The following is a 12,236-nucleotide window of genomic DNA, read 5'->3' as shown; positions in this document are numbered from 1 at the left end:
GCCATTTTACTTTGGATGCACAACGGTTTGGGCTACATATATACCCAGGTATCGGGTTAGATCGGCGGAGCCAGCCCGAAGCAATTGGAGTGGGCTCCGCCCCATAAGGACACGGATATGAGCATCGAGGAATTCATCGCCAACGAAGTGAAGTCGAACGACGTGGTTCTGTTCATGAAGGGCACACCGCAATTTCCGCAGTGCGGGTTCTCCGGCCAGGTCGTCCAGATCCTCGACCACATCGGCGTCGGCTATAAGGGCCTCAACGTTCTCGAATCCGCCGAACTGCGCAACGGCATCAAGGACTATTCGAACTGGCCGACCATTCCGCAGCTCTATGTGAAGGGCGAGTTCGTCGGCGGCTGCGACATTGTCCGCGAGATGTTCCAAGCCGGTGAATTGCAGCAGCTCTTCTCCGAAAAGGGCGTCGCTGTCGCGGCCTGATACGTGACCCAGCTGACGCGCCGGATCGGCGGCGCGGAGCTCAAGGTCATCGTTGCTGACATCACCACGCTGAGCGTTGACGCCATCGTCAACGCGGCCAACACGTCGCTCCTGGGTGGGGGCGGCGTGGATGGCGCGATCCATCGGGCGGCCGGGCCCGAGCTTCTAGCCGAGTGCCGGAAGCTCGGAGGATGCCCGACCGGCGATGCCAAGATCACGAAGGGCTACCTTCTCCCTGCGCGTCATGTCATCCATGCAGTCGGTCCGGTCTGGCACGGCGGCACTCGCGGTGAGGCAGAGGCGCTGGGCTCCTGTTATCGCCGTGCACTTGAGCTCTGCGGGGCCAATCAGCTGACCTCCGTGGCGTTCTCCGCGATTTCGACCGGGGTTTACGGCTTTCCAGCCGACCAGGCCGCGAAGATTGCGATCCATGCGACCATTGAGGCTCTGCCGGCCGCGCCGCTGGTCGTCGACGTCATATTTTGCTGTTTCTCGGAAAGGAGCGCGGCTCTGCACGCGGACGCTTTGGCGCGGTACGGCGGCCCTTGTGCCTGATGACGTGGTCGGTACACTCCGCCGGGCCATGTTCCGGGGAGGGGATATGATTTCACAGTCTGGACTGCGCGCGCTTGTCTGCGCCGCGCTTGTATCGTTAGGTACGATGTCGTTCGCGCGGGCGGAGGGCACCTACGAGATTCCGGCCGGCGCGCATTTCAATCCGGACAAGCTCGCGAGGATCACCGAGTTCTTCAAGAACGAGGTCGCGACCGGCAAGATCGCAGGGGCAAACGTCCTCATCAAGCAACATGGCAAGCCCGTCTACCACGAAGTCTTCGGCGTGCAGGACGCCGTCAGCAAGGCGCCGATCACCGACAAGACGATCTTCCGCCTGTTCTCGATGAGCAAGGCGATCACTTCCGTCGTTGCAGTGAAGTTGATCGAGGAAGGTACGATCAAGCTCGACGATCCCGTCTCGAAATACATTCCCTCCTTCGCCAATGTGAAAGTCGGCGTCGAGAAGAAGGCCGAGGACGGCACCAAGTCGCTCGAGCTCGTGCCGCCCAACCGGCCGATGACGGTGCACGATTTGATGACGCACACCTCGGGCGTCACCTACGGCTTCTATGGCGACAGCCTGGTCCGCAAGGCCTATCGCGACGCCAACATCTATGCCGGCGATTTCGACCTCGCGGAGTTCGCCGAGCGCATCGCAAAACTGCCGCTGCACAACCAGCCGGGCGCGCTGTGGCAATACGGCCATTCCACCGACATCCTGGCGCGGGTCATGGAAGTCGCGGCCGGCAAGCCGCTCATCGAGATCGAACGGGAGAAGCTGCTCGACCCGCTCGGCATGGTCGACACCGGCTTCTTCGTCACCGATCCCGAGAAGCAGAAGCTGCTGGCGCAGCCGGTCCCGAACGACAGCGATTTCCGGGTCGGGCGGATCAACGATCCGACGGTCGTCAAGAAGATCCAGTTCGCCAGCGGCGGTATGGTCACGACCATGGCCGATTATGAGCGCTTTACGCAGATGCTGCTCCAGGGCGGCAATCTCGACGGCAAGACGATTCTCAAGCCCGAGACGTTCAAGCTGATGGTGACTGACCAGATCGGCCCCAAGTCGGGCGTCGATCGCGATTATTTTTATTTCCCCGGCGACGGTTTTGGTTTCGGTCTCGGACTTGCGGTGCGCACCGACCCCGGCAACGCAAAACCGCCGCCGCCCGGCGATCTCGGCGAATTGAAATGGGATGGCGCCTCCGGCTGCTATTTCGTGGTCGACCCCAAGCAGGACATGTTCTTCGTGCTGCTGGAGCAGACCCCGACCGAGCGCCAGCGCGTGCAGCGAACATTGAAGCAGCTGGTTTATGAAGCGATGGAGAATTGACATGTTCGGGCGCCGCGCATTGATCGCGGCGCTCGTCCTTCTCGCCGGCGGCATCGTTGCGAAGGCAGGTTCCGAGAGACCTGCGGTCCACACGCTCTCGCCCGCGGGGCTGGCGAAGGTTTCCGACTACATCCGCAACGAGGTGGCCACCGGCAAGATCCCCGGAGCCATCCTGCTGCTTCAGCAGCACGGCAAGCCGGTCTATTATCAGAATTTCGGCGTCCGCGACGTCGCGACCGAACTCTCGATGAGCGCGGACACGATCTTCCGCCTCTACTCGATGTCGAAGCCGGTTACCTCAGTCATGGCGATGATGCTGGTCGAGGAGGGCAAGCTGTCGCTCGACGATCCCGTCTCGAAATACATTCCGGCCTTCGCCGGCATGAAGGTCGGCATCGAGAAGAAGGCCGAGGACGGCAAAGTCGCCCTGGTGCTGGAGCCGCTGGAGCGACCCATCACGATCAAGGATCTGCTGCGCCACACCTCGGGGCTGCCTTACGGCTATTACGGCGGCGGCATGGTGCGCGAGCTCTATGCGAACGCCAATCTCTTCAACAGCGATCTGACCAACGCCGAATTCGCCGCCAAGATCGCCACGCTGCCGCTTGTCGAGCAGCCCGGCACGGTGTGGGATTACGGCTATTCCACCGACGTGCTCGGCCGCGTCGTCGAAATCGTTGCGGGAAAGACGCTGCTGCAGTTCGAGAAGGAGTGGCTGCTCGATCCGCTGGGCATGACCGAGACGGCTTTCTTCGTCGCCGATCCCGCCAAATTCCCGCGCATCGCCGAGCCGATGCCGGAGGATCGCAACATCAATCCGACGACGCAGGTCCGCGACATCAGGCGGCCTGCGACCTGGGAATCGGGCGGCGGCGGCATGGTCGGTACGATCGGCGACTACGCCCGCTTCGCCCAGATGCTGCTGAATGGCGGCACCTATGACGGCCGACGCTATCTCAAGCCCGAGACCATTGCGCTGATGGCGTCGGATCACATCGGCCCCGAGACAAAGATCGCGCGCGACCAGAACTATTATCCGGGCGGGTCTTCCGGCTTCGGCCTCGGCTTCGCCGTGCGCACGTCGGTGCCTCCTGGAACAACGTGGCCGCTTGGCGAATATCGCTGGGACGGCGTCGGCGGCACGTTCTTCTTCATCGATCCCGAGGACGATCTGTTCGGGATCTTCATGGTGCAGACCCCGACGCAGCGCGGCCGGATTCAACTGGCGCTGAAGACGCTGATCTACCAGGCGATGGGGCGGTGATTACGCTCCGCGCACGATCTCGCGGATATATCCGATCGTCTCCTCGACCTGGCTCGCATTGACGTCGAGATGCGTGCAGGCGCGGATGCGGCCATCCATCATCGCAAGCGTCACGCCGCGCTGGCGCAGCGCCGCGACCATCTTGTCGCCGGGAATGCCGGTACCATCGGGCTTGAAGAACACCAAGTTGGTTTCGGGCTCCTGCACCTCGATGCCTGCGATCTGCGACAGTCCGCGGGCGAGCGCGCGCGCGTTGGCGTGATCGTCGGCGAGCCGATCGACATGATGGTCGAGCGCGTAGATGCAAGCCGCCGCGCAGATTCCGGCCTGTCGCATCGAGCCGCCGAGGCGCTGCTTCCACTGCCAGACCGCATCGATGAAGGCGCGCGAGCCCGCGAGCACGCCTCCGATCGGCGCGCCCAAGCCCTTCGAAAAGTCGATCCAGGCCGAATCCCACCCCGCGGTCATGTCGCGCGGAGAGATGCCGCTCGCAACTGTGGCATTGAGCAGGCGCGCGCCGTCCATGTGGGTGACGAGGCCATGTTGTTTCGCGATCGCGACGATCTCGTCGAGCGCGGCCTTCTTCCAGACCGTACCGCCGCCGATATTGGCGGTCTGCTCGACGCTGACCACCGTCTGCGGCGGCTGGTAGCGGGTACGCGGATGCAGCGCTCTGCGAAAGGTCTCCGGCGTGAACTGGCCGTCGGGTCCCTTCAGCTGCGTGACCTGAAAGCCGCCGATCGCGGCATGCGCGCCGCCTTCGCGCGCGATGATGTGGGCGCTCTCATGGGCGAGGATCTCGTCGCCGGGGCGGCAATGCACCAGCGTCGCGGTGACGTTGCACATCGTGCCTGACGGCATGTACACCGCGGCTTCCTTGCCGAGCAGCTCGGCCACGCGCTCGCACAGGGCGTTCACGGTCGGATCGTCGCCGACCTGCTCGTCGCCGACCTCCGCCCGCGCCATCGCCTCGCGCATCGCAGGTGTCGGCTTTGTCTGCGTGTCCGAGAGCAGATTGATGCGCACCGGCGGCGCCTTGGGATCGATCGGGGGAGGGGTATAGAGCATGCGACGCCTCCTGAAGGTAAACGGCCGCTGAAGTGTGGCTCTTTAAGCAAAAAAGGCCCCGGCGAACCGGGGCCTTTCGATATTCAGATCTTAGCGCGAATAGAATTCGACGACCAGATGCGGCTCCATCTGCACCGGGAACGGCACGTCGGAGAGGTGCGGGATGCGAATGTATTTCGCAGTCATCTTGCCATGGTCGACTTCGAGATAGTCGGGGGTGTCACGCTCGGAGAGCTGGCTGGCTTCGAGGACGTGGGCAAGCTGCTTGGATGATTCCTTGACCTCGATCACATCGCCGAGCTTGACCAGATAGCTCGAGATGTTGACCTTGCGGCCGTTCACCTTGACGTGGCCGTGGTTGATGAACTGGCGCGCGGCGAAGATCGTCGAGACGAACTTGGCGCGGTACACAACCGCGTCGAGACGGCGCTCGAGCAAGCCGATCAGGTTCTCGCCGGTGTCACCCTTGAGGCGGCTGGCCTCGACATAGATGCTGTGGAACTGACGCTCGGAGATGTTGGCGTAATAGCCCTTCAGCTTCTGCTTGGCGCGGAGCTGCACGCCGAAGTCGGAGAGCTTGCCCTTGCGGCGTTGGCCGTGCTGGCCGGGGCCGTATTCGCGGCGGTTCACGGGGCTCTTCGGGCGGCCCCAGATGTTCTGGCCCATACGGCGATCGAGTTTGTACTTCGCCTCACTGCGCTTAGTCATCGCGTCCTCTTCAGGTACTTGGTTTGAGGAAACGCGCCCTCCTGTGTGACGGGCTAGCCCGGCACTGACAGGTCCGATCCCAAAGCTTAAGGGACAGGACCACGGGTCGCGAAACGCTTCGCGGGCCGAAATCGGCCCGCGAGCAAGCGGCTTTTAGGGGGATTTGGGGCTCGCTGTCAATGCGAATGGCCCGGAATCACGTTCCGACTGCCCGGATCGACTTCGACCCGGCCGCACGCAATTCGGCAGCGATTTCAGTGTTCAGGACCTGTTCCAGCCGGGTCAGGACGCGGGCGATCGGGGCGGCGTCGGTGACCCGATGATCCCAGCGGATCACGACATGGATGGTCTGGTCAGGCCCGACCACCCCATAGCTGACGATGAAGGGGCCGGGCGTGATCGGGTGAAGCTCGCCACCGCCATAGGCGGCCACCGAGCTCACCGCGAAGCTGCCGAACCAGTTGCCGCGCTGCCGGCCGAAATTCAGCCCGATCGCCCAAGACAGCCGCCGCAACGGCAGCGGCAGGCGGGTCGCCCGCATGATCTTGCGAAACATGGGAATTTCGTCGATCGGGGCGGTCTTTGCGTGCCGGATCTCGGCGTCGACCGCAGTCAGCGTCATGGCCTCGGGAGCCGCGATTCGCTGCGGGATCACGCATTCCTCGCCGCCCTCGACCCGGGCAATGGCCACCGACGCTACGCTCTTCGGCAGCTCGTAAAGCGACGGCCAGGGCCATTTGGCATAGACGGTACGCAGGACCGGCTCGTCCCTGGCGACGAGGGCAAAAGCCTTGACGAACATGGCCGCCCAGCCGGCTGGCGCCATCGCGCCCGCGCGGGCCTCCAGCAGAGGGCCAATATCGAGCGAACGGGACAGGGACACGAAGGGCACGCCCATCGAGGCGTGCATGAGGTCGATAATCAGGCGACGCGGCAGCGAAATGGTCTTGGGCGTCCCGCGCATCGCTCTTTGGTTTCCCCTGATTAAAGTTTGTGCAGCGAGCGGGGTTCCCGCTCGCCGCCTGCTCTAGCACGAACCAGCCCGCATGGGGGCCGGTCGGTTCGCCGCATCAGGGCGCCGGCGAGGCCAGCGGCTTGGTCTTGTCGACGACGTAAACTCCAAGCACTTTCATAGCCTTATCGCCGTGGGCTTTGGCGTCATGCACGACGCCCGCCGGGATCTGGTAGGAATCGCCGGCTTTCAGCGTCTTTTCCGGCTGCCCGTCGATGAGGAGATTCAGTTCGCCTTCGAGCACGTAGCCGGTCTCGATGCCCGGGTGGGTATGACGTCCGGCCGCGCCGCCCGCCGGAACCTCCGCGATGGCCGTGATGGTGTTGTAGCCATCGGGAAACTCGACCTTCTGGAGCGGGGTGCGCTTGATGCCGGGCTGCTGGGCGAAGGCCGCAACAGCGAGGCCGGTGAAGGCGAGAGCGAGCAAAGTCTTTTTGAGCATGGTTTTTCCTCCCTGGAACGGCCGACCCTAGCAGCGCCGCGGTTCCCGGCAAGACTCAATGGCTAGCGCTTGATCCCCTCGAACGCTGCCATGATGCCGCGCTGGAATAGCGACCAGTCGAAGCCGAGCGCGATCGCGCGGTAGCCGCGGTCGACCAGGGCGTTGGCCTGGTCCGCGGTACGGGCCACACCGCCGATTGGCACACCGCTTCTGAGGATGCCGGCCTCGGCCCGCGCCACCAGCTCCAGCAATTCCGGATCGTCCATCTGGCCGCGCTTGTTGATGGAGGTGGCGAGATCGCCGGGGCCGATCACAGCTACATCGATGCCGGGCGTGGCCATGATCTCGTCGATGCGGTTGACGGCGTCGACGTGCTCGATCGTGATCATGCAGATCATCTCGTCGTTGGCGCTGGCCATGTAGTCCGGCATCGACTGGCCCCAGCGGAATGGCGCATGGAACGGACCCCAGAGCCGATCGCCGCGTGGAGGATAGCGCACGCTGCGCACCGCTTTCTCGGCCTCCGCGCTATTGGTGATCATCGGGAAATTGATGCCGAAGGCGCCGATGTCCATCGGTGCCTTCGCAAGCCATGGCTCGTTCGCCGCGATGCGCACCAGCGGCGTGCATGGGGTGCCGGTGGTGGCCGCGATCATCGCATGTGCTTCGGTCAGTCCAATCGGCCCGTGCTCGAGATCGACGATGATCCAGTTGAGAGAGCGCGCCATGATCTGCACGGTCTGCACGCTCGGGATCGTCGCGATCGCGCCGAAGGCAGGACGACCCTCGCGCCAGAGCTGGCGAAGACGGTTGAGCGGCGTGGTCGGGACGGACATGGGAAGAACCTGTAGGAAACGACGACGGCGGACCCTAGCAGCGGGGCGTCGAGGCGCAAGATCAGGCTGGAATGCGGCCGCCGAAGAACGGCGTCAGCATGGCCGAAAGGCCATGCACGCGGTTCGAGGTGAAGATCATTTCGGCGCTGGATTGCGCGATGCCACCGGTGTGCGGGCCGAGCAGATCCGAGACGCGGCGGGCGATCGCGGGCGCCGGATCAATCCAGTCGACCGGCCAGGGGGCGAGCTTTTTCAGCCGGTCGAGCAGCAGCGGGTAATGCGTGCAGGCGAGCACCACGGTGTCGGTGCGTGCGCCTGCGTCCCCGGCATCGCCCACGAAACACGGGGCGAGCTCGGCGAGGATGGCGTCGTCGCTGACGGGAGAGCCGCTGAGCTCTGCCTCAGCCAGCGCGGCCAGCTCGGGCGAGCCGACCAGTGTCACCTCGCAACCCTGTGCGAAATCGCGGATCAGCGCCTTGGTGTATTCGCGCTTCACGGTGCCCCTGGTGCCGAGCACCGACACGCGCCGGCTCCTCGATTGCGCGCAGGCCGGCTTGATCGCCGGCACCGTGCCGACGAAGGGCAGGGAATAAGCGGCGCGCAGATGCGATAGGACCAGCGTGGACGCCGTGTTGCAGGCGATCACGACGAGGTCAGGATCGTGCATGCCGATCAATTCCCCCATCAGCGGCACCACGCGGGCGATGATCTCGTCCTCGCTGTGGTGGCCATACGGGAAGAAGGCGTCGTCCGCGACGTAGACGTAATGCGCGTCGGAGCGCGCAGCCACGACCTCACGCAGGACCGTGAGGCCGCCAAGGCCGGAATCGAACACCAGAATCGTCGGGGAATTGGTCACGTGAACACTCTAGCCCGCCATGGTTACCATTCGGTTTTTGGGGCGGTTTTGCGGCAGGGGCACTTAGGGCTATTTTGGAACGATTCAATTTCGCGACGGCCACATGTTCCCGGTATCAGCTGCCGTACTGCGGTGCGGACAGGGACAGGCCCGCAAAACTCCGGAGCACCGACATGATCAGAAATACCAGTTACGGCTGGGGCAGCATTTCCCGATGGCTGCACTGGAGTCTGGCGCTGACCATCATCGGCATGATCGGCTTCGGGTGGTGGATGAACCATATCCCGGCGCGTCCCGACCGCTTCTTCTACCGCTCGATCCACGCCGATATCGGATATGTGATCCTGCTGCTCACGGTGTTTCGCCTGGTCTGGCGTCTCGTCGACCCGGCGCCCGCCATGCCGGCGGGGACCTCGCGCTGGCAGAAGGTCGCGGCCCATGTCAGCCACGGCGCGCTCTACCTCGCCGTCATCGTCGTCACCCTGCTCGGCTGGGCGCATTCCGGTGCGCACGCCCCTGATTATTCGGACTTCTTCGGCCTGTTTCACGTGCCGCAATTCACGGCTCCCGACCGCGCGGCGGCTGGCGTCTATGAAGACCGCCACATCCTCTTTGCCTATGTGCTGCTCGCCTTGATCGCGATTCACGTGATCGCCGCCCTGTGGCACCATTTCATCCGCCGCGACCGCATCGTGGCGCGGATGGTGACGGACGAGGCGGGGTAGGGCGGACATGGGAGGAAGCATCGCGCCCGCGATTGCTTCGCGGCGCTCGCAATGACGGAGTAAGGTGTGGGGTCACGAACTATCCAATTGCGATCGCAGGAGGCCTCATGCTCACCGTCCATCATCTCGGCAAGTCGCAGTCCGAGCGTATCGTCTGGCTGTGCGAGGAGCTGGGGATTCCCTACGAGTTGAAGCGCTATGCGCACGATCCCGTCACCATGCTGGCTCCGGCCGAGTACAAGGCGCTGCATCCGGCCGGCACGGCGCCGGTGATCACCGACGGCGAGTTGGTGCTCGCGGAATCCGGCGCCGTCGTCGACTACATCGTTGCAAAATATGGCAACGGCCGACTCGTGCTCGGTCCCACTGATCCCGCCTTCGCGCAGTTTCTGTATTGGGTTCATTTCGCCAATGGCAGCCTGCAACCCGGTATGGGACGGATGATGATCCTGAACCGGCTCGATCTCGCCAAGGACAATCCGACCCTGCTCGCGATGAAGGGGCGTCTCGATCAGGCCTACGATCTTCTCGACGCAAGGCTTCGCGAGGCCGAATATCTTGCGGGCAGCGCCTTCACGACCGCCGACATCATGACAGTTTTCTCGCTGACCACGATGCGCTACTTCCAGCCCTATGACCTCCAGCGCTCTCCGAACGTGGTCAAATATCTCGGCCGCATCAGTGCGCGGGCGGGCTATCGGCGTGCGATGGAGAAGGGCGACCCGGGCATGGCGCTGCTCTTGGACTGATCGGCGAGGCGATCGCTCACGCGATCCTGTTCGTGGTGGCGGCCCTCTCTGTTGCCAGCTGCTTCTGCAGGCGCTCGATGTTTTGCAGCAGCCGCTGGCTGGTCAGCACCAGGAAGTAATAGCCGAACTGCGGGTCCTGGAAGTAGATCTCGAGCAGCCGGTCGTAGGTGATCGTCAGCACCTGGCCGTCCTCGATGCATTCGACCGTTCCGGTGCGCCGGTTGTCCGGCGTGAGGAAGCCGAGTTCGCCCATGAGCGTTCCGGGCAGGATCTCGATGTTGATCTCCTTGACCAGGAACTTGCCGGTGACGGTGAGGAACATCTCGTTAGCCGGATCGCGCAGCTTGAACAGCGTATCGCCGCGACGATATTTGCGTTCGGTCATGAACGGCTTGAGCCATTCGATCGACATGTCGCCTTCGGCTGCATGGCGCGCCTTCTTGACGAGCTTGAGCATCTGCCGCAGGCGCAAGGCGTTGATCGGTAGCAGCAGGAGATAGAGCAGGAAGGTCGACACGTTGGCGGAGAGCGCGCCGAAGACGGCGAAGAACGCGCAGCCGACCATGTTGGCGACGCGCAGCGGCACCATCGTTCGCATCAGGAGGGTGGCGACGAAGAAGCCGGCGCCGACCGCGGCGAACATATTGGCCAACGTGATGTTCTGGACGAAGATCTCCAGCATCCGATTGAAGATCGAGTCATAGGTGACGTTGTTTGGATCGAGGCCCATCTGGACCAGGATCTTCGCGATCCTGAGGTTATCCGTCGCCGCCTCGAGAATGCGGTCGAGGATCGACGAAATGTCTGTGCTGCCGGACGGCATGGTACTATCCCCGCGTAAGGCCTTCAGTCCCGGTCGGTATTCTCGACACCTATAGCCGAAATCGAACGACGACCGCTTGAATGAAGTTTTGGGCCGCCGTGCCGCAAGAGGCAAATTTTAGCCTGATCGGGCGTTTCGGCAATTGCCTGTTTGGCGGTGCATATGGCCGTGGCGCGCCCGCGATTCGGGGGCCAGTGGGTACGAGCCTCGGCGTGGTCGACCTCGGCGGCCGACCGGGCGAGGGGGACCAGGCGTGGGCGTGGGGCGATCCCCCCGCCTTAGGGCTTGGCGGGCGGCACGACCTCCTGCTCGACCAAGCCGAGGTGCCCCGGCAGTGAACCAGCGCGCAGCAGCATGGCGACGCTGTTTGCTTCCTCCAGCGTGAAATTGCCGGAGATCTGGCCCGAGCCGCCGGTGATGGGCTCGCGGATGATGGGGGCGGAGATCACCTTGCCGTCGAGCACGATGGCGAAGGGCTTTGCGATATTCTCTTCGGTGATGTGGGCAAAGCGCCGCGTGCCGCGGCCGTTGAAGCGGAACGAGGCGATCGGCTCTTTCGTGGCGCTCGCAAACCCCGGGCCCGCATAGCTGATGTCGTCGCCGTCGAGCACGCTGTCCTTGGCGACCAGATAAAGGCTCTTGTCCTTGAAGCCGGGCAGGACTTCCGTGCCTGCCGGTGGCGTGCCGGATTGCGCCTGCTCCGGCGGCACCGAGAGGTCGATCAGGCGGAAGCCGACCTTGACCCTGCGGGCGAAGACCGCGGTGACGCGCTCGGGCTCCATCACACCGGGCAGGAAGATGCGGATGCGGTCGGTCCCATCGGGCTGGACGCTGGCCAGCTGGACGCCGGCCTCCTTCAGACGCTGCTCGATCATGGCGATGGCATCTTCGACGAGTTCGTGCAACCGCGCGGCGGATGCCGCATTGGTCGGCACGAGCCTGACCAGTCCGTTGCCGTCGGTCACGGCGAGTGCATGCGACGGCAATCCTTCCGCGGCCGACGCGAGCTTGCGCGCGAGTTGCTCGCGGCCCTTGACGTCGGCAATCTTCAACTCAACGCCGCCGTCGCGGATCGCAAGACCGGAGAAGGCGATCTTGCCCTCGCGCAGGTTCTTGTAGACGTCGTCGCGCAAATCCGTGACTACGCTCTCGCGCAGGCCATCGGTGTCCACCTTGTAGACGATGCGTGACCCGCCGAGCTTCTCCATCTTGTCGCCGATGAAGGCCGAGATCTTGGCGCGCATCTTGTCGAGCTGGCCGTCCTCGGCGAGTGCCGCGCGGGGGAGGGCGATCACCGATGTCATGATCCCCGCTGTCACGGCGAGCGCGATGAACAGCCGGGTAGCGCAATCCCGCGGGGGCGTAGTCATGATCACCTCAGTCTTGCGCCAGGGCGCTGGCGAGGACGCCGGCATGTG

The 12,236-nt window shown here is 63.9% G+C and carries 14 protein-coding genes; 6 read left to right on the top strand and 8 right to left on the bottom strand.

What is annotated here, in order from left to right; genetic code table 11:
- Nucleotides 1–117: 117 nt before the first annotated feature.
- From grxD to IVB19_RS23830, 4 genes are read left to right on the top strand one after another with little or no spacing between them, the layout of a single operon-like run.
- Nucleotides 118–444 (top strand): Grx4 family monothiol glutaredoxin, encoded by a 327-nt coding sequence (grxD, locus tag IVB19_RS23845; RefSeq protein ID WP_007602294.1) that lies wholly within the window; start codon nt 118–120, stop codon nt 442–444.
- A 3-nt stretch (nt 445–447) separates the two neighbouring features.
- Entirely contained in the window at nt 448–999 is a 552-nt protein-coding gene (locus IVB19_RS23840) for an O-acetyl-ADP-ribose deacetylase (RefSeq protein ID WP_247377889.1), read from the top strand.
- Nucleotides 1,000–1,045: 46 nt separating this feature from the next.
- Nucleotides 1,046–2,332, top strand: a complete 1,287-nt coding sequence (locus IVB19_RS23835) for a serine hydrolase domain-containing protein (protein ID WP_247377884.1) — start codon at nt 1,046–1,048, stop codon at nt 2,330–2,332.
- A gap of 1 nt (nt 2,333) precedes the next feature.
- A complete protein-coding gene (locus IVB19_RS23830) occupies nt 2,334–3,596 on the top strand; it encodes a serine hydrolase domain-containing protein (RefSeq protein WP_247377882.1) in 1,263 nt (420 codons plus the stop codon).
- Here the strand turns inward: IVB19_RS23830 and IVB19_RS23825 are convergent, their stop codons facing one another.
- The 6 genes from IVB19_RS23825 to murI form a co-directional block, all read right to left on the bottom strand.
- Nucleotides 3,597–4,664, bottom strand: a complete 1,068-nt coding sequence (locus IVB19_RS23825; RefSeq protein ID WP_247337337.1) for a threonine aldolase family protein — start codon at nt 4,662–4,664, stop codon at nt 3,597–3,599.
- 90 nt (nt 4,665–4,754) lie between these two features.
- Entirely contained in the window at nt 4,755–5,372 is a 618-nt protein-coding gene (gene rpsD / locus IVB19_RS23820) for a 30S ribosomal protein S4 (protein ID WP_007602315.1), read from the bottom strand.
- Nucleotides 5,373–5,568: 196 nt separating this feature from the next.
- Nucleotides 5,569–6,336 (bottom strand): acyltransferase, encoded by a 768-nt coding sequence (locus IVB19_RS23815; protein WP_018455541.1) that lies wholly within the window; start codon nt 6,334–6,336, stop codon nt 5,569–5,571.
- A gap of 106 nt (nt 6,337–6,442) precedes the next feature.
- A complete protein-coding gene (locus IVB19_RS23810) occupies nt 6,443–6,826 on the bottom strand; it encodes a cupin domain-containing protein (RefSeq protein ID WP_027518835.1) in 384 nt (127 codons plus the stop codon).
- Between the two features lie 62 nt (nt 6,827–6,888).
- Nucleotides 6,889–7,662, bottom strand: coding sequence for an HpcH/HpaI aldolase family protein (locus IVB19_RS23805; RefSeq protein WP_247819894.1), 774 nt, complete (start codon nt 7,660–7,662; stop codon nt 6,889–6,891).
- Between the two features lie 61 nt (nt 7,663–7,723).
- Complete coding sequence (murI, locus tag IVB19_RS23800; RefSeq protein ID WP_018455544.1) at nt 7,724–8,521, bottom strand: glutamate racemase; 798 nt, start codon at nt 8,519–8,521, stop codon at nt 7,724–7,726.
- A 173-nt stretch (nt 8,522–8,694) separates the two neighbouring features.
- On the opposite strand from murI, the gene IVB19_RS23795 reads away from it, so the two are divergent.
- Both IVB19_RS23795 and IVB19_RS23790 read left to right on the top strand, forming a co-directional pair.
- Nucleotides 8,695–9,246 carry a cytochrome b gene (locus IVB19_RS23795; protein WP_085396082.1) on the top strand — a complete coding sequence of 184 codons (552 nt, stop codon included), beginning with the start codon at nt 8,695–8,697 and terminating at the stop codon, nt 9,244–9,246.
- A 107-nt stretch (nt 9,247–9,353) separates the two neighbouring features.
- Nucleotides 9,354–9,995, top strand: a complete 642-nt coding sequence (locus IVB19_RS23790) for a glutathione S-transferase family protein (protein ID WP_085396084.1) — start codon at nt 9,354–9,356, stop codon at nt 9,993–9,995.
- Between the two features lie 16 nt (nt 9,996–10,011).
- Here the strand turns inward: IVB19_RS23790 and IVB19_RS23785 are convergent, their stop codons facing one another.
- Nucleotides 10,012–10,818 (bottom strand): Crp/Fnr family transcriptional regulator, encoded by an 807-nt coding sequence (locus tag IVB19_RS23785; RefSeq protein WP_018455547.1) that lies wholly within the window; start codon nt 10,816–10,818, stop codon nt 10,012–10,014.
- A 278-nt stretch (nt 10,819–11,096) separates the two neighbouring features.
- The gene (locus IVB19_RS23780; protein WP_247397330.1) at nt 11,097–12,188 is read right to left on the bottom strand and encodes a SecDF P1 head subdomain-containing protein; all 1,092 of its coding nucleotides are present in this window, start codon (nt 12,186–12,188) and stop codon (nt 11,097–11,099) included.
- Nucleotides 12,189–12,236 lie beyond the last annotated feature (48 nt).

It is taken from the genome of Bradyrhizobium sp. 187 (assembly GCF_023101005.1).
Classification (GTDB): Bacteria; Pseudomonadota; Alphaproteobacteria; order Rhizobiales; family Xanthobacteraceae; genus Bradyrhizobium; species Bradyrhizobium canariense_D.
Note: the sequence above shows the minus strand (reverse complement) of the source record. Positions and strands in the feature narration are given on the sequence as shown.

Bases quoted from the DNA above. Each gene is read 5' to 3' on its own strand.
- grxD (WP_007602294.1), top strand. From the start codon at position 118: ATGAGCATCGAGGAATTCATCGCCAACGAAGTGAAGTCGAACGACGTG.
- IVB19_RS23835 (WP_247377884.1), top strand. From the start codon at position 1,046: ATGATTTCACAGTCTGGACTGCGCGCGCTTGTCTGCGCCGCGCTTGTA.
- IVB19_RS23830 (WP_247377882.1), top strand. From the start codon at position 2,334: ATGTTCGGGCGCCGCGCATTGATCGCGGCGCTCGTCCTTCTCGCCGGC.
- IVB19_RS23825 (WP_247337337.1), bottom strand. From the start codon at position 4,664: ATGCTCTATACCCCTCCCCCGATCGATCCCAAGGCGCCGCCGGTGCGC.
- rpsD (WP_007602315.1), bottom strand. From the start codon at position 5,372: ATGACTAAGCGCAGTGAGGCGAAGTACAAACTCGATCGCCGTATGGGC.
- IVB19_RS23815 (WP_018455541.1), bottom strand. From the start codon at position 6,336: ATGCGCGGGACGCCCAAGACCATTTCGCTGCCGCGTCGCCTGATTATC.
- IVB19_RS23810 (WP_027518835.1), bottom strand. From the start codon at position 6,826: ATGCTCAAAAAGACTTTGCTCGCTCTCGCCTTCACCGGCCTCGCTGTT.
- IVB19_RS23805 (WP_247819894.1), bottom strand. From the start codon at position 7,662: ATGTCCGTCCCGACCACGCCGCTCAACCGTCTTCGCCAGCTCTGGCGC.
- IVB19_RS23795 (WP_085396082.1), top strand. From the start codon at position 8,695: ATGATCAGAAATACCAGTTACGGCTGGGGCAGCATTTCCCGATGGCTG.
- IVB19_RS23790 (WP_085396084.1), top strand. From the start codon at position 9,354: ATGCTCACCGTCCATCATCTCGGCAAGTCGCAGTCCGAGCGTATCGTC.
- IVB19_RS23785 (WP_018455547.1), bottom strand. From the start codon at position 10,818: ATGCCGTCCGGCAGCACAGACATTTCGTCGATCCTCGACCGCATTCTC.
- IVB19_RS23780 (WP_247397330.1), bottom strand. From the start codon at position 12,188: ATGACTACGCCCCCGCGGGATTGCGCTACCCGGCTGTTCATCGCGCTC.